The organism is Candidatus Pristimantibacillus lignocellulolyticus, from assembly GCA_023639215.1.
In the GTDB taxonomy this organism is placed as follows: domain Bacteria; phylum Bacillota; class Bacilli; order Paenibacillales; family Paenibacillaceae; genus Pristimantibacillus; species Pristimantibacillus lignocellulolyticus.
The window spans coordinates 3,214,359-3,232,792 of sequence record CP097899.1 but is presented as its reverse complement, the minus strand read 5'-3'; the positions used below and the strand labels follow the sequence as shown (position 1 = coordinate 3,232,792).

The following is an 18,434-nucleotide window of genomic DNA, read 5'->3' as shown; positions in this document are numbered from 1 at the left end:
CTTGGAAAGTAGCGCTCCATATTCTCGGTTCTAAAAGCCCGCTTTTTGACCTTACTCTAATCACTAATTTGCACGTAATTCAGCAATACGAGCTACTACCTTATCACGCTTCTCAGCGTAGTCATTCATCTTCGCACGTTCTTCTTCAATCACTTTGGCAGGAGCTTTAGCTACAAATCCTTCGTTTGAAAGTTTTTTCTCTACACGCTCTACTTCTTTATTCAGATGATCGACTTCTTTTTCAAGACGAGCAATCTCTTGACCAATATCAAGTAGACCAGCTAGTGGCAAGTATAGTTCTGCTCCAGTAATAATTGCAGACATCGCTTTATCAGGTGCTGACATATCTGTAGAAATTTCAAGTGAAGATGTTCCACAGAAACGTTTAATGAACTCTTCATTAGAAGTTAAAATACGATACTCAGCATCGGAAGCTGGTTTCACAATAAGTTCAACTTTTTTACTCATCGGTACGTTTACTTCTGCACGAATGTTACGAATGGCACGGATCATCTCCATAAGTAATTCCATTTCTTTCACAGCTTCTGGAGCTTCAAGTTCAGCTTCGTACTCAGGCCATGCAGCAAGAGTAATAGTCTCGCCATCATGTGGTAGATGCTGCCAAATTTCTTCGGAAATGAACGGCATAAATGGATGGATCAGACGTTGCGTACGATCAAGCACATAAGCAAGTACAGATTGTGTAGCTGCTTTAGCTGCCGGATCTTCACCATTCAAGCTTAATTTCGAGAATTCGATATACCAGTCACATAGATCATCCCATATGAAGTTATAAAGAACTCGGCCAGTCTCACCGAACTCATAACTATCAATTAGACGCGTAACATCTCGAACTGTTTCGTTCAAGCGATGTAAAATCCAACGATCAGCAGTTCCTAGATTACCTTTTATATTAATATCATCATAAGTGAAACCTTCAAGATTCATTAAAGCAAATCGTGAAGCATTCCAAATTTTATTAGCAAAGTTACGAGCTTGCTCTACTTTCTCATATCGGAAGCGTAAATCTTGACCAGGTGTACTACCTGTTGAGATCATAAAACGCATTGCATCCGCACCGTACTGCTCGATAACTTCAAGTGGATTAACACCATTACCAAGTGATTTAGACATTTTTTGACCATCTTTATCACGTACAAGTCCATGAAGTAGAACATCTTGGAACGGCATTTCATCTGTAAATTCAAGCGCAGTAAAGATCATACGCGATACCCAGAAGTAAATAATATCGTAACCAGTTACAAGTACATTAGTTGGATAGTAACGAGCTAGATCATCCGTCTTATCTGGCCAACCTAGTGTTGAGAACGGCCATAATGCAGAACTGAACCATGTATCAAGCACATCATTATCTTGACGAAGATTTGGATCCGTCTGGTCCTCAGTTGATACGATAATTTCGCCATTTTCATCATTATAGAACGCTGGAATACGATGTCCCCACCATAATTGACGAGAGATACACCAATCACGAACATTTTCGATCCAGTTCAAATAAATCTTTTCGAAACGATCTGGAACAAAACGTACGCCCTTGCCAGACTTTTGAGCAGCTATAGCAGCTTCAGCAAGTGGTTTCATAGCTACAAACCACTGAGTAGATAGATAAGGCTCTACAACCGCACCACTACGCTCGCTATGACCAACTTGGTGTAAGTGATCTTCAATCAATACACATACGCCTTGCTCTTGAAGATCGCTTACTAACTGCTTACGGCAATCAAAACGATCCATTCCGTTATATGGACCTGCCTCTTCGTTCATCGTACCCGTTTCATCCATAACGATAATTTGCGGTAGGCTATGACGCTCGCCAACCTCGAAGTCATTCGGATCATGAGCAGGTGTAATTTTCACAGCACCTGAACCAAAGTCTTTCTCTACATATTCGTCACCAATAATCGGAATTTCACGATTAACAATTGGAAGTACAATCATCTGTCCAATTAAATGCTTATAGCGATCGTCCTCTGGATGAACAGCTACCGCAGAATCACCTAACATTGTCTCAGGACGAGTTGTAGCTACAGTAATGAAGCCAGAACCATCTTTCAGTGGGTAACGTAAATGATATAAGTGACCGTTAATCTCTTTATGCTCTACTTCTATATCAGAAAGAGCGGTACGAGCTACAGGGTCCCAGTTAATAATCTTCTTACCGCGATAGATTAGTCCTTTTTCATATAGACGAACAAACACTTCGCGAACAGCTTTATTTAAACCATCATCTAGTGTAAATCGTTCACGAGAGTAATCTAGAGACAGACCCATTTTCGCCCATTGATCGTGAATTGTCTCAGCATATTGATCTTTCCATTCCCATACTTGCTCGAGGAATTTTTCACGACCAAGATCATGACGAGAAATACCTTGTTCACGAAGTTTTTGTTCTACTTTCGTTTGTGTTGCAATGCCAGCATGGTCTGTACCAGGCAGCCACAATGCATCATACCCCTGCATACGCTTCGCACGAATAAGAATATCTTGAAGCGTAAAATCTAGTGCATGACCTATATGCAACATTCCCGTTACATTCGGGGGTGGTATTACGATTGTATATGGCTGCGCTTCGGGGCGTTGACCGGCTTGAAAGTAATTCCCCTTTACCCAGAAGTCATACCATTTCTGTTCAGCTGCCTTCGGATCATAAGTCGTCGGCATCGTTAAATTAGACTGATTATCTGACATTTGTTCATCCTCCTAATATTTTTCGTAAGCTACTCGATTTAACTTCATTGTAAAGAAAGTTACTTCGAAAGCGTAGGCTACAACTTTTCATTAGCTTCTCTGAATAACTTCACTGTAGTGAAAAGTTACATCGAAAGCATGGGCTACAACTTTTCATTAGCTTCTCTGAGTAACTTCACTGTAGTGAAAAGTTACATCGAAAGCATGGGCTACAACTTTTCATTAGCTTCTCTGAATAACTTCACTGTAGTGAAAAGTTACATCGAAAGCATGGGTTTTACCAAAATTATGCAACAAAAAAACCTTTCATCCTACAAAAGGACGAAAGGCTAGCTTCCGTGGTACCACCTTAATTCCACACTACAAAACGTAGCATGGCTCTCATAACAGATAACGGCTGTGACCGGCCTAACTTACATAATAGCTATGCTATGTTCAGTAAGGCAATTCAGAGGCGACCCATATACCTGTTATCCTGCAGAACCTTTCAGCGAACAGTTCTACTCTCTGAAGGAAACATAAGTATATTATTCCTCATCAACATTATTACACATATATCAATATAATAACTTAAGATAACTCTGTAGTCAATTTCTTAAAGCAATTGCGTTATTTGATTTTGAAATAAGACACCGATTCATTCAATGTATCCACGACGGACCTTAACTGTTCAGATGAAGCAGCTATATTCTGCATCATCGCTAATTGTTCTTCAGTTGCTGCTGCGACCGTTTGAGATCTCATAAGAATTTGAGACGAACTAGCCGCAGAATGTTCCATTGTCGCAGAAATTTCCTCAGAGCTTGCAGACATCTGTTCTGTAATCGCCGATGTTTCATGAATTTGAGTTACAACGTGAGCAACCGACTCCATTATCGTAGCAAAACTTTGATTCACTTCCTCCATCATACTCGAACCTGCGGAAGCTTCTTGCTTAGTCCTATTCATTGATTCAGATACACTTGTAATCTCAACTCTCGTCTCATGAATCAACTTATTAATACCTTCGGCTGATTCAAGTGATTGTGAAGCCAACTTACGAATTTCATTAGCAACAACATTAAATCCTTTGCCATGCTCTCCTGCCCTCGCAGCCTCAATAGAGGCGTTCAAAGAAAGTAGATTAGTTTGAGTTGCAAAAGTTGTAATGCTCTCTGCAATATTACCGATTTCATCAGATTTATGTGTCAAAGACTGAACAGTATCCGATAGTTTTTCAACCGAGTCAATCATATTTACAATTTGATGCTGAAGATTTATTAGTAATTCATTGCCAAGTTCCGCATTACGTGATGTAAGCGAGGAATGATCCGCCATAACTGTTGAATTCTCAGCTACTCTTTGAATTCCTATTGCCATCTCCTCGATTGCTCGACTATTCTCTTCACTCGCTCTTGCTTGGACTTCCACATTCTGGTTCATCTCTTGAATATTCAATGTCACATGCTCTGCCGCTTTCGCAGATTCCCTAGAACTATCTGACAGTTCAACTGAGGCATCTAGAACAAATTTGGTATTGGAAGAAATTGTACCAATTAACCCTTTTATGTTGACTATCATCGTATCAACGGATTCCGTAATTTTACCAAGTTCGTCATTATCATAATTAGTCTGGATCTCGTGGCGTAAATCACCAGCTGCAACCTGACCAGTAATAACAATGATTTTTTTTATGGTTTTCATTATTCTTCTAATTACTATGGTACCAGCAATACCGAGAATTACAATTGCAGCTACAATACCTGAATAAATCGCTCGAGCATTATCACTTTTACTTTTATTTATATTTTCAATACTACTCTTAGCGAAAGTATCCAAAATCTCTCCGACTTGATTCAAGCTGGAGCGTCCCTCTTCAAAAGTACTTAGTGTTTGCGCGTTATTAATAACCCCTTCACCAACAACACCTGATTGTATGATATCATTCGTATCTTTGGCCCATTGATCAAAGGAGGTCTGGAAATTCGATAAATTTTGTTCAATCGTTACATTCGTATCGTCGTGAGAAGTTTGTAAAAGCTCTTTCTTTGTGAAAATCTCAAGAGCTTGTCCAACCCTTTCATTCGCTTGTTCAATATTTTCTGTAAAAACTTTCATCTGAACTGATTCCTCATCCGCACTTAATACACCTGATGTAATGTACTGGTAAGCTGTCAGCGCTTGATACATATCGCGATCAGCATTCAGGATGATTGAGGTAGCTTGCCCCGTCGTATCATACAAAGATGAAGTCAACTCATCTATATTAGTGTTTTGTTGCTCCAATAAATACACACTCGTCCCTGCATACATTAGAGTCGGAATTACAAATAACAAGATAAGCCGTGTGCGTATTGATAATTTTTTAGCCAATGAAAATACCTCCGTCATAATTCTTTTCTCACAACTATATCGGATAACTGAACATTTGTTGTTAGAAAACTGTTAAAATTTTTAGAATAAACGGAAATTATGTCGAATGATACTTTGAAATCTGAAATTTCCACCGTTTTTATTGTTAGTCGCACTCATTATTAATGTTGTCATACCAAAACTAAATAAGCAGTTCAAGCCCCAAAGGGTAGGCTCGAACTGCTTGTAAAATGACATTATATTGACGAGTTAGGTTGACATTTTTATGGAAGATATAACAATTGCCCTTCGGAAATTGCTGTCTCATGCAAATTATTCCGTACTAATAGCTCGCGCGGGTTAATACTATAGCGACTAGCAATTTGTTCTAGCGTATCTTCTTTCTGCACAATACACATACGAATCCGACGGAATTCGTTCTGATCCGGGCGTTTACTTAAAAATAAGTTTTGCCATTCAATTTCTTCTTCAACAACATGAGGCTTTGACGCTTCTTCCTGTTGTCGCTCTGTCTCTTGTTGTAAGAGCGTGGCTTGATGTGCCGCTTGTTCCCGCAAGCTAGAAGTAAGAATAGAACGAATGCCTAACGTTTCATTCTGATTCGTACTGCTATTTAATGCGATATGAACGGATCGTTCTTGCGTAGTTTCCTCACTAACTTCTTCCTCTAATGGACGCTCAGAAGCCTCTTCAAACTCTTCGCCTGATTGTGCCTCTTGTGCCTCTTCGCCTAATTGTGCCTCTCCGTCTGATTGTGCCTCTTGTACCTCTTCGTACTCAAACTCTTCTTGTTGCTCTCTTTCTTGCTCTACCGGCACTTCACTAACAAATTGCCCCCAATGACTTGTCGCAACATCACGAGCTACATAGACGGGTTCCTCTACGTAGGCATCTGCAGTATATTGTTGTGCTTCTATTTCCCTCATTAGATCTTCTTCTGTGTATTCATATAAGACTGGTTGCTCTTGTTCTTGCTCTATACTTTCAAATTGTTCGTCATTCTCAACACTTTCAAATTGTTCGTCGATTTCAACTGCTTCATATTGCTCTGTTCGCAACTGTTCTTGGGTTTGAGCAAAAACTTGCTCTGCTGATTGCTCTTCTTGCAAATAACTAGCATAATAGGGTTCACTCTCAGCCACTTCTTCTTGAGCAAACTGTCTCTGCTGCTCATCTTCAACAGACTGCTCACTTAGTTCTTCATCCGTTACTTCGATATTCCAATCAATTTCTTCTTCCGCTTCACCACGTTCGTGAGATACGGTAAACACTTCAGATTCCCATTCACTGACTTCTTCCTCATGTTCAAGCGTAATCCCGCGTAATGAAAGGATACCTGTAATATTGAGAGCCCTAGACGATAACAATACGACATCAAACGTATCAATATCCACTGTAATTTCTTCTAATCTGGACACTCGATTCATTGGTAGCGATATTTCTACTGGTATCCAATGCTCTAACGCGACTTGCTCGTCCTCCGCTCCTTGTGCACGATAAATCCCGTTCAACACAAGCTGACCTTGCAACACTGCCTGATCTCCCTGTTCTATCACTTGAATGCGTGGAACAAGCTCAATTTCTTCAAGTTCATCAATCGCCGCGACATTGTCTGGCAAATGTACACGTTCATAAATATCAAATCGCAGACCATTATTTACTTCAGACATTTCAATGCCTCCCTTCACATAATGAATGCTTGTTTTATTCTAGCTTTCACTATTTATCTATATGGTGAAGGGTGCTTTAGCATGACTATCTTTTTGTTATATGTTGCTTTATTTCTGCATACCATGATGGCATCGTTGCTTGTACATATACTTGGTCAGATGATAAAGGATGAATGAAGGTTAGACTTGCCCCATGCAATGCTTGATGTTTAAGCCATTTAGTCTCTCCACCATATAATTTATCACCTACTAGAGGATGACCAAGATGTGTCATATGAACCCTGATTTGATGCGTTCTACCCGTCTCTAGTTTCAATGCAACTTCAGTATAACGAGCGTATTTCGCAAGTACATTATAATGTGTTATTGCTGAGTCTCCACTAGATGTAACCACTCTTCTCTTCGGTTCACGTCTATCTTTTCCAATTGGTGCATTCACTGTTCCTTCTTCGGGCGTTAATTCACCATGAACAATTGCAATATACTGTCTATCAATTTCTTTATCACGCATTTGCTCATCTAGTTTGAGTTGTGCAAGTTGATGTTTCGCATATAGAACAGGACCTGATGTCTCATCATCCAGTCGATGGATATGTCTAACTAGTATTGGATCTTTCTTGTTTAGCATATATGCTGCTACAGCAACGTCGAGTGTATTCAATTGACCTTTACTCGAACCATGCACTGGCATACCAGCAACTTTATAAACGACTAGGCAATGGTCATCCTCGTAAAGTATTTGAACCATTTCTTGACCTGAGTTCAATCTTTGTCCAGCACTTCGATACACATCGTCACGTGAAATATCAATTTCATTGTATGCTAACAAATGTAACTGATCGCCATTCCACTTAATCCCACCAACAGAAAATATCTGATTCAGCCATTTGGTTGGGAAAAAGGAATGGGCTAGTAGCCACTGCCGCACTTCATGCGGATGACTACCAGCCCTTGGCTGTGTATGTGCTTGCTCGTTGTCTAACATCTCTCCAAACCGTTTCCAGTCCAATACGAGATCTAATCCTTGACGAGTTATAAGCTGATGAAACACAGCATTCACCTCATTTTCAATAGAAGTTCAAAACAGTTGCTTGTCAGCATCAAGAAGATGCCATGAAGCTAGTGACGCGAGGAGTGGAGTGTACGTTATTGGTACACGAGCACCTACAATGTTTCTGCAAGAAACATACTTCGAAAGCTTATGCCTCAGCTAGCGATGAATGGCATCTTCGACGTCGAATTAACTTCGATCGAAGCTATCGCATCGTGATCACAAGTGTCTGTTTTGAACTACCTCATTATATTTATTTTGCTAAAGTTGATAGTGCAATCTCATGCGCAGCAATTGTATTTGCTATGTCCTCATCAGTATGTACAATTGATAAGAATAGCCCTTCGAATTGAGAAGGTGGAACACTTATACCTTGATTCAGCATCTGGGCAAAATAAGCTTTGAAATGATCAAGATTAGACGATTTAGCCGTCTCGAAGTTAATAACAGCCTCATTCGTGAAGAATGGACATACCATAGAACCGATACGATTAACTGTTAACGGAATACCATACTTAACCGCATTAGCTTCGAATCCTGCCTGCAAGCTTGCCGCTTTAACTTCTAATTGCTCATACGCATCTTTGGTCATTAATTTCAAAGTCGCGTAACCGGCTGCCATCGCAAGCGGATTACCAGATAATGTTCCCGCCTGATAGATTGGTCCGCTTGGTGCGATTTGCTCCATTATGTCACGACGACCACCGTATGCTCCAACTGGTAAGCCACCACCAATAACTTTACCAAAGCAAGTTAAGTCGGGGATTACTCCAAAGCGCCCCTGTGCACAGTGATAATCCACTCGGAAGCCAGTCATAACTTCATCAAATATAAGTAAACTGCCATATTGCGATGTTAACTCTCTTAATCCTTCCAGAAACCCTGGTTGTGGAGGTACAACGCCCATATTTCCTGCAATTGGCTCAACGATCACACAAGCAAGTTCTTCTCCATATCGAGAAAATGCAAGTTTAACACCCTCTAGATCGTTGTAAGGAACGGTAATCGTATTAACCGCAACTTGTTCAGGAACACCCGGAGAGTCTGGTAGACCAAGTGTAGCAACACCTGAGCCTGCTTTAATTAGCAAACTATCGGCATGCCCATGATATGAACCTTCAAATTTCAATATCTTCGTTCGGTTAGTATAACCACGAGCTAATCGAATAGCACTCATTGTTGCTTCAGTCCCTGAGTTAACCATACGCACAATATCAACAGAAGGTACGCGTTCACATACTAATTCAGCCATCAAAGTCTCGATTTCAGTAGGTGCACCAAAACTCGTGCCTTTCGCTGCTGTTGAAGTAATAGCTTCAATAACTTCTGGATGAGCATGTCCAGCAATAAGTGGACCCCATGAGAGTATGTAGTCAATATAGTTATTTCCATCGATATCATATATACGACTACCTGCACCCCGCTCAACATATACAGGTGTTAATCCTACTGATTTGTAGGCACGCACAGGGCTATTCACTCCACCAGGAATAACTTTTTTAGCACGTTCAAATGCTATTTTGGATAAAGTATCTATTCTTTGCGTCATCGCTTCTATTCCTCCTTCAACCACTTGGCTACATCTTTGGCATGATAGGTAATAATAATCGATGCTCCAGCACGCTTCATGCTTAGCAACGTTTCTAACACAATCGATTTCTCATCTACCCAGCCATTACTAGATGCAGCTTTCACCATAGAGTATTCTGCACTTACGTTGTAAGCCACAATAGGTAGATCGAATTGATCCTGTAATGTACGAACGATATCAAGATAAGCTAATGCTGGCTTAACCATAAGGAAATCAGCACCTTCTGCAACGTCACTTTCAGCTTCACGCAATGCTTCCAATGCGTTAGCAGGATCCATTTGATAAGTTTTGCGATCCCCGAATTGTGGCGCCGAATGAGCTGCATCACGGAACGGGCCATAGAATGCTGAAGCATATTTAACAGAGTATGACATAATAGCGATATCTTCGTAACCCGCTTCATCAAGGCCTTGACGAATTGCAGCAACGAAACCATCCATCATATTAGAAGGAGCAATAATATCAGCTCCAGCTTTCGCTTGCGACACCGCAGTTTTTACTAGTAATTGAAGTGATTGATCATTATCGATTGTAGCTATTTGCGTCGCTTGATCAAGATGAACGACACCACAATGACCATGATCAGTAAATTGGCAAAGACAGGTATCAGCTACAACAACAAGCTCGGGCGCCCAAGTCTTAATTGCTTTAATTGCTTGCTGCACAATTTCGTTGTCATCATAAGCAGAACTACCAACTGCATCTTTATAATTCGGAACACCAAAAACTAAAACAGACTTGATTCCTAGTGCTACAACTTCCTCTATTTCTACTTTTAGCTGATCCATCGATAAATGATAAACACTTGGCATAGATGGAATTTCTTCACGAACATCGTGACCATGTGTTACAAATACAGGATAGATAAGATCTTCAACATGCAGTCTGTTTTCTCGTACCATACTACGTAATGCAGTAGAGCGACGTAATCTACGATTTCTTGTTATTGGAAATGTCATCTTACTTGCCTCCATTATTGTTGCGTATTCCACGATACTGTATAAGTGCGGCTGTTAACGATTCAATTGTTGCTTCTTCTGCTTCTATCGCAACTTCAAGACCACATTCACGAATAGTATCTGATGTAATAGGACCTATACTTGCAAGCGGATATTGTTTAAGCAAAGCAATAGGATCTTCAATTCCACCTTGCTCTAACACTTTTATTAAATTTTTCACAGTGGACGAGCTTGTGAAAGTAATGACATGAATATGCTTTTCTCTCAACCATTCAAATACAATAGGTTCTTGCTGCACTGCCACTGTAGTCTCGTATATGCTTATCTCATCAGCAATAATACCTTTCGTTCGTAACTGAACAGGCAGAACAGAGCGTGCAAGATTTCCTCTTGGAAGCAACATTCTTTGTCCCTCAGTAGCGAACTGTTCTAATGTTTCCAATAATCCTTCAGCATCATAACGTGTTGCTTGATGATCAACAATCAAACCGCGTTCAATCAGCGCTTCGCTAGTCTTAGGTCCAACTGCTGCTATCTTCGCACCATTGAAGCGCCTGATATCAACTTTATATTGTTTCAACCAATCGAAGAAATAATTAACACCATTTTCACTTGTAAATACAAGCCAGTCATACTGCTCAGCTTGCATTAAGTGGTGTTCAATAGCTTGAATTTGTTCAGGAAGTGAGCTTTTGTTCACTTGAATAACAGGGAATTCGCAAGGTTCACCACCAAGATCCTCAATAAGTGAAGCAAATTCACTCGCTTGCGACCTAGCACGAGTAACTAGTATGCGCATGCCGAATAATGGCATCTGCTCATACCATTGCAGTTGCTCACGTTGCTTCACAACATCGCCTACGATGATGATTGCTGGTGATTTGAACCCTGTAGTAATAACTTGCTCCGCAATCGTACCTAGTGTGCCAACGATAGTCTCTTGTTCAGGTGTTGTTCCCCAGCGGACTAATGCTACTGGTGTATCGGAACTACGACCATGCTTCATCAATTGATTAGCAATATAATCAATTTTGGCAACACCCATAAGGAATAATAACGTTCCTGTTGCATTCGTAACTTTATCCCAATAGATTGAAACATCTAACTTATCAGGGCTTTCATGCCCTGTAATAATCGATAACGATGATGCATGGTCCCGATGTGTAACTGGAATTCCTGCATAAGCGGGAACTGAGATGGCAGATGTAATACCCGGAATAATTTCGTAAGGAATATTATGCTGGCGTAGCAATCCGGCTTCTTCCCCCACTCGACCGAAAATGGTAGGATCTCCGCCTTTCAATCTCGTTACGGTATGACCTTCAAGAGCAAGATCAACTAATAATTGATTAATATCTTCTTGTTTCATCGTATGTCGATCTGGCAACTTACCTACATACACTCGCTTCACATGATCGGGTGCGTATCTAAGCAATCTCGGACTTGCTAAGCGATCATACACAATTGCTGTACATTCTTGAATACATTGCATACCACGGACGGTAATGAGTCTAGGGTCTCCCGGCCCAGCTCCGACCAAATATACTTTCCCCTGATTCATCGAATTAAACCTCAATTTCCGCTAAAATTTCACGTGCACCACCATCTAACAGCAATTGGGCAACTTCAGCTCCCAACTGCAATGCATCCTTACCACGACGAGTTTCTTTTAACAATATCTTACCATCTGGAGAACCGACAATACCTGTTAATTCCAGAATCACCCCATCTGCTGAACGTTCAACAATAGTAGAATGTGCACCTAATGGTACTTGGCAACCACCTTCAAGTGTTCCTAGAAAACTACGTTCTGCTGCAACAGCTAGCGCGGAATCTGCATCATTCAATATTTGTAATAACTGTACAACTCCATCATCTTGCTGACGGCATTGCACACCTAATGCGCCTTGTCCAACAGCAGGAACACATACATCGAGTGGAAGCAATGTAGATATCTTTTCCTGCCAACCCATTCGTGATAATCCTGCCGCGGCAAGTACAATTGCGTCAAAGTTTTCAGTTTCTAATTTGCGAATACGAGAATCAATATTGCCTCTAATCCATTGCAAATCAAGATCTGGTCTAACATGCTTCAACTGACTACTTCTGCGCAAACTACTCGTACCGACTTTAGCACCTTGAGGTAAATCAGCAAACGAATCTCCATTACGCATAACTAAGCAGTCTTGTGGAGACAAGCGCTTCGGTACAGCTCCGTTAATAAGCCCTTCTGGAAGCTCATACGGCATATCTTTCATACTGTGTATGGCCATATCGATCACACCATCAAGTAGTGCTTGTTCGATTTCTTTTACAAACAATCCTTTACCGCCTACTTTAGATAACGTAACATCGAGTATTTGATCGCCTTTTGTAATAATCTTATGTATTTCAAAAGTATAAGGTAATCCATGTTGCTCACAAATATCTTCAAGTTGCTTAATTACTTGTCCAGATTGCGTTAATGCTAATTGACTCTGTCGTGTACCAACCTTAATGACTCTAGCTTCCATCGCTAATTCCTCACCTTCATTATGCACTTACGTCGTAAAGTTCTTTCGCAATTTTTCATACCAAATCTCATAATCTACTGGTAAAACTTGAAGTACTTCTTGCAATGCCTGCTCAGTAATTAGAGCACTTATCGTTAACTCAACATCATCCCGCTCTAGATCCACTCTAAGGCGTGACATTAATTGCAAAGCATTAGCATAAGGTTTTGTGAATTGAACCTCTAGTTGACGTTTCAAATGTTTCGTCAAAGAAGGACTACTTCCTGATGTTGAAATCGCTAATGTAAGTTGACCTTCTCTTATTGTCGCTGGAGTTATAAAGTTTCCTTGCTCACCATCACTGATATTACATATTAGTATACCCTTGTTTAATGCATCATTAGTAATCGTGGCATTAAGTTCTACGACATCGGTTGCTGCAAAGACAATAGTGAACTGCTTCATCAGTGTTTCTTCATAGGTAGACTGAATCCAAGTTAACGAATCGTGTAGTAGCAGTAGTTCTAGCAATGATTCACTAATAACCGGTGCGACGATAGTAATGGAGCTTGCGCCCGCTGCAAGTAGTCCGGTAATTTTGCGCGTGGCAATGATACCTCCACCAACAACGAGACACTTGTGATCGTATAAATTCACCATCATTGGATAGTACAGAGAGTTTTGTTCCATTCTAGTCACCTCCTGCACATTTAGTGAAATGCCGATAGTTCAGTGGAGAACATATTAATTAATTGAAAGCCGTACGCTAGCAAATATAATTGGGCGATCTTCTGGCCTGATCTTTCATTTACAGACCGTTGGTAAATAAAGTAACCATAAATACCAAGCGCACAAAGTGACGTCACAATTTGAATATCTAACAGTAAATATGCTCTTCCTTCCACAACTAGTGAAATTGTAGCAATCGCCAAAGACATAATTAAAAGTGGTACGCCAATAACGACCATTCTTTCAATTGAACGATCCATAACTTCCAGACTTGGAAATCTACGCAACCATTTTGTCCATTTCTTTCGTTTCAAGCTATGATGTACAACGAGGTACATAATCGATAACAAAGCACCAATAGTTAAAACAGCATAGGCACTAATAACAAGACTAATATGTACATATAGTAGTTCGCGAGTAGCTTGCCATAACTCAAGTGATCGCCCTTCTTTCGGAGAGCTATACATATTAAGCGCAAAAATCGAAAATCCAATAACATTGACAAAAAACACAATCAAATCGATTTTATAATATCTACCAATAATAAATGATGCTGTAATTAATATCCATGAGAATAATTGCAATACATCAAAGGTAGTAAATTGAAATACTGGCATACGTAATTCCGTAAGTAATCGAAAGATTAAAAAAGCTCCTGAAATTAACCATACAAAAACAAGTAGCCCTGTGCCTAGTTGCTTCGCTTTCCGATTCTCAGAAACAAAATCAGAAAAATAAAACAACAGACTCAGGGCGTAGATATATACAAAAATATCATATATCCATAAATCCATATTCATCACTGCACCACCCTGTGTTCTACTTCTTTGTATTCTTCGAAACGATAGGGCATAAAACCGATATTAAGAGCGTACAAGCGCAGCGAGTTTTTTAGCAGAACGGACAAACTGTGAGCGCTCTTGTATAGCCGTCTCTTGCACCTTTTTCTCTGCTTTTTCCATCTCGTGCAATTGTTCTTTCAAATCAAATAACTGTACGAATAGATCCATAGCTTCATCTGATTTTTTACTTCCTGCTAATTCTTTGACTCGAAGTACAGGATCTTGAATCATCTGATTGACCATGCTCTTCGTTAACTTGCGAATGACTTTCAATTCTTGCTCTGAAAGATTAGGTAGCTTATTAGATAAGCTTACCATTGTTTCTTCATGCACATTGGCAGCTTTCGTTTGTAAGCCACGAATAAGTGGAACAACACCTAATGTTTTGTACCAACTATCGAACGCGGTAATCTCTTCTTGAATCATTACATTAATCTTAGTAGCTTCTTGATTGCGTTGTGCTAGATTACTTTCTACAATACCATGTAAATCATCTATATCGTATAAAAATACATTATCAATTGTTGCAATTTTCGGATCAAAATCTCGAGGTACAGCGATATCGATCATAAATAATGGCTTGGAACGACGTTTTGCCATAATAGCTTGTACATCTTCAAACGTAAGCACAAACTGCTTAGCGGCAGTTGAACTAATCATAATATCCACATGATGCATTTGCTCATTAGCTTGTTCAAAGTTATAAGCAACACCATTGAATTGAGCAGCTACTTGCTCTGCTTTCTCTAATGTACGATTGACGACATTAATCTGAGATGCGCCATTGGCATGCAAATGTTTCGCTGTTAATTCTCCAGTCTCACCAGCTCCAAAAATCATCACCTGTTTGTTAGCGAAATTCCCAAAGATATGTTTTCCAAGTTCTACAGCAGCATAACTAATAGATACAGCTCTATCACCAATTCTAGTCTCAGAATGAGCACGCTTAGCTAAAGTTATCGCTTGCTTGAATAGCATATTAAATACAGTACCCGTTGTTTTCATATGCTGAGCTTCAAGAAATGCTTGCTTCACTTGTCCAAGTATTTGTGTTTCACCAATAACCATCGAATCAAGACCACATGAAACTTTGAATAAATGCTCAATCGCTTCATGATCCTCATACATATATAAACTGTTTGTAAACTGCTCACGTGGCAGTCCAAACCATTGTTCCATAAATAATCTTACATAATGTCCACAGATTTGTGTACGATCAACGATTGCATAAATTTCAGTACGATTACAGGTTGCGACGATCACACATTCCATAATGCTCGTTGTACTTTTTAGCTTTAAAAGTGCTTCTGTTAGTTGCTCTTCACCTAATGCGAAGCGTTCTCTAACTTCGACAGGAGCAGTACGATAGTTTAAGCCAACAACAATAATATGCATGGTGATCCCCTTTCCGAAGTGTGTAACCTATAATATACAATAATTATATCATAATACTATTTCGTAATTTTCTCTACATTTGACTATTATTCGAATTATAAGAAAGTATTATACCTTTTCTTCTCAGATGAGGTTAATAAAGTGTAAATCACCCTGAACTACCCACAAAAGAGTCCGTGAACATTCATAAGATCACAATCTCTCCAAGAAAAAGGGCCATGGACTTTCATCCATGGCCTACCTATATCTGCAATCTTATACTAGCTCGCTTTGTTTCAACTCAGGTTCAACAATTTGGAATTCACCCACACCACGTATTAATTTCTTAGCATGTGTTGTTTGGGGCTTAAGCACAGACATCATATAATCGATAGCTACTTGTGGATCTACCGTTTCGCCACAAGTATAACAATCCAGTGCAGCAAATCCTCTTTCAGGATACGTATGAATCGAGAGATGACTCTCTGACAACAGTACGAGTACCGTTGCACCTTGAGGTTCAAATTGTTTTGATTGAACAGATAGCACTGTAGCTCCACTAGCCTCCGCTGCCTCAACCATGTGAGATTGTAATATCTCCGCACTGTTTAGCAAATCAAAATCAACACCCCATGCATCAACAGCAACGTGTCTTCCGAAAGTAGAATATTCCATCCTTCGGTTCCCCCTTCCTAGCAATAAAATGTTTAAGAATTTCATCCGCTAGGACCTACGTCATTCACTTCTCGAGGGTATAATCTCTCGTAACATTACAATGTCCTGAGTGAATCCTGGTTCCTAATTTTGAACAACCAATTTGTTTTCAACGAGAATTAAAATAACATCTAATAGAGTTAAATGCAATAGTTTTTTTGTGAATTTCCTGCAATATTTCCTAATATTTCAAGACTCTCTTTACATTACTCAATATAGCTAGCTATTGCTACTTATATCTCTATAATTTACGAAAAAATTGTAATTTGTTTTTGACTAAATACGATAGAAGAAGTTAATACTTTTAATAACAAAACAAAACAAAACAAAACAAAACAAAAAAACGAACAGGAACAACCTGTTCGTTTTTACTAGCACAAGTTCAATTCGCTTCCAACGTGAATAACTTAAACTTTAATGCCTTCAAATGTTCATCAATCTTATCCAACTCTAGATCATTGCTTGCTTGATTCCGAAGATCTAACCACTCATCAATCGTCTGATGAACAAGCTTGATTTCTCTTTCAATTAAACAACTATCAAATACACGTTGTATTTTTTGGACAATATTCTTTTTTTCGAACACTGTGCGTTCACCATGATCATTTTTTTCAATGATACGGTGAACACCACCATTCTTATATTGATATACCATCGTATAATGACTATAAATTCGATTGACAATCGCATTGCCACGGAATGCGGATACCGCTTTTCGCATTGCATTAGTCAGCTTAAGTTGGACAATTCGGCATGAAAGTTCACACACATATTCGTCATATTGACTTTCAAACGTCATACGAATAGATTCATGTCCTGCTACATCTTCAAGTAAAAGTGATTGGTTACCATTTTCAAGAATAAGTACCTGAAGGCGTAATTGCTGCTCCTCCATAAAAACAATAAACGATGCTAATTCAGAACTACTTAACTCAAATCTTGCATTAACATACTCCGTGGCTATCCGCTTAGCCATAAAAATCTCCTCAATTCTTCACTTTCCAAGTAGATGAAGAATATCTTAGAACTTAGAAAGGCTAAAATACATACTCATATGTTATATTATACGAGATTTTCTTTCCTTTTTCCTGCTCTCCATACTTGAAAATCCATCGTATTTCACGAAATATCGGAATTATCGCAAAAAATCTGGAACTATTACTCACAATGCTTACTAATTATTAAGAAGTTCTTGTGTATCCTACCCTGCTTACCAAAAACTACAAATTTATCGATTAATTGAGAATAAGACTATCCTTAACTATTGTTGCTCGTGGAAAGCTTCGTCTAATTGTTGTGAACCATTTGTTTCTGTGTCCACTTGTTCTACTACACCATCAACATTCGGTAGTGACATCCCTGCATCTTCTATCGCTTGCAAGATATGCCCCCATAATTCATCGCGGCCAAGTCCAGTGTCTGAAGAAAATAGTACAACTCTATCCTTCGAGCTAGCACCTAATGTAGTTTTAATCATTTTCAAATGCTTGTCCCATTTGGAACGAGGAATTTTATCTGCTTTCGTTGCAACAATGCATGTAGGAATTTCATAATGATTCAGCCATTGATACATTAACTGATCATCTTTGGACGGCTCATGACGAATATCTATGACAAGTAGTTGCAATACTAGCGGATCACGGGATTGCAAATATCTTTCGATCATAATGCCAAATTCTTCACGTTGTTTCTTGGATACTTTGGCATAACCATAACCTGGAAAATCGACTAGATAAATATCTTCGTTCACACGGTAATAGTTCAATTGTTGTGTCTTACCAGGTTGTGAACTCGTGCGAGCTAAGTTTTTACGCATAATCATCTTGTTAATTAAGGATGACTTCCCCACATTAGAACGACCTGCCAGAGCAATTTCTGGCAAGCCATCTGCAGGGTATTGATCAGGACGTACGGCACTAATTATAAATTGAGTATCTTTAATTTTTATCAT

14 protein-coding genes and 1 other annotated feature are annotated in these 18,434 nt (G+C 39.4%); all 14 genes read right to left on the bottom strand.

The window, feature by feature from the left end:
- Positions 1-63 precede the first annotated feature (63 nt).
- Positions 64-2,709, bottom strand: coding sequence for a valine--tRNA ligase (locus NAG76_13670; protein URN92890.1), 2,646 nt, complete (start codon positions 2,707-2,709; stop codon positions 64-66).
- 314 nt (positions 2,710-3,023) lie between these two features.
- Positions 3,024-3,259, bottom strand: a binding site (T-box leader).
- Positions 3,260-3,318: 59 nt separating this feature from the next.
- A complete protein-coding gene (locus NAG76_13665; protein URN92889.1) occupies positions 3,319-5,061 on the bottom strand; it encodes a methyl-accepting chemotaxis protein in 1,743 nt (580 codons plus the stop codon).
- 263 nt (positions 5,062-5,324) lie between these two features.
- Positions 5,325-6,731, bottom strand: a complete 1,407-nt coding sequence (locus NAG76_13660; protein URN92888.1) for a LysM peptidoglycan-binding domain-containing protein — start codon at positions 6,729-6,731, stop codon at positions 5,325-5,327.
- 85 nt (positions 6,732-6,816) lie between these two features.
- The gene (locus tag NAG76_13655) at positions 6,817-7,782 is read right to left on the bottom strand and encodes an RluA family pseudouridine synthase (GenBank protein URN92887.1); all 966 of its coding nucleotides are present in this window, start codon (positions 7,780-7,782) and stop codon (positions 6,817-6,819) included.
- 253 nt (positions 7,783-8,035) lie between these two features.
- Positions 8,036-9,331 (bottom strand): glutamate-1-semialdehyde 2,1-aminomutase, encoded by a 1,296-nt coding sequence (gene hemL, locus NAG76_13650; protein URN92886.1) that lies wholly within the window; start codon positions 9,329-9,331, stop codon positions 8,036-8,038.
- Between the two features lie 5 nt (positions 9,332-9,336).
- Positions 9,337-10,332: a porphobilinogen synthase gene (gene hemB, locus NAG76_13645; GenBank protein ID URN92885.1), complete on the bottom strand. Its 996-nt coding sequence runs from the start codon at positions 10,330-10,332 to the stop codon at positions 9,337-9,339.
- Between the two features lies 1 nt (position 10,333).
- The gene (cobA, locus tag NAG76_13640) at positions 10,334-11,893 is read right to left on the bottom strand and encodes a uroporphyrinogen-III C-methyltransferase (GenBank protein ID URN92884.1); all 1,560 of its coding nucleotides are present in this window, start codon (positions 11,891-11,893) and stop codon (positions 10,334-10,336) included.
- A 4-nt stretch (positions 11,894-11,897) separates the two neighbouring features.
- The gene (hemC, locus tag NAG76_13635; protein ID URN92883.1) at positions 11,898-12,845 is read right to left on the bottom strand and encodes a hydroxymethylbilane synthase; all 948 of its coding nucleotides are present in this window, start codon (positions 12,843-12,845) and stop codon (positions 11,898-11,900) included.
- A 27-nt stretch (positions 12,846-12,872) separates the two neighbouring features.
- On the bottom strand, positions 12,873-13,514 hold the full coding sequence (locus tag NAG76_13630; GenBank protein ID URN92882.1) for a bifunctional precorrin-2 dehydrogenase/sirohydrochlorin ferrochelatase: 642 nt from the start codon (positions 13,512-13,514) through the stop codon (positions 12,873-12,875).
- Between the two features lie 20 nt (positions 13,515-13,534).
- Positions 13,535-14,353, bottom strand: coding sequence for a cytochrome c biogenesis protein CcsA (gene ccsA, locus NAG76_13625; protein URN92881.1), 819 nt, complete (start codon positions 14,351-14,353; stop codon positions 13,535-13,537).
- Between the two features lie 63 nt (positions 14,354-14,416).
- Entirely contained in the window at positions 14,417-15,790 is a 1,374-nt protein-coding gene (gene hemA, locus NAG76_13620) for a glutamyl-tRNA reductase (protein ID URN92880.1), read from the bottom strand.
- 255 nt (positions 15,791-16,045) lie between these two features.
- A complete protein-coding gene (gene speD, locus NAG76_13615) occupies positions 16,046-16,444 on the bottom strand; it encodes an adenosylmethionine decarboxylase (protein URN92879.1) in 399 nt (132 codons plus the stop codon).
- Positions 16,445-16,865: 421 nt separating this feature from the next.
- Positions 16,866-17,459 (bottom strand): non-ribosomal peptide synthetase module, encoded by a 594-nt coding sequence (locus NAG76_13610; GenBank protein ID URN92878.1) that lies wholly within the window; start codon positions 17,457-17,459, stop codon positions 16,866-16,868.
- A 285-nt stretch (positions 17,460-17,744) separates the two neighbouring features.
- Positions 17,745-18,434, bottom strand: coding sequence for a ribosome biogenesis GTP-binding protein YihA/YsxC (gene yihA / locus NAG76_13605; protein ID URN92877.1), 690 nt, complete (start codon positions 18,432-18,434; stop codon positions 17,745-17,747).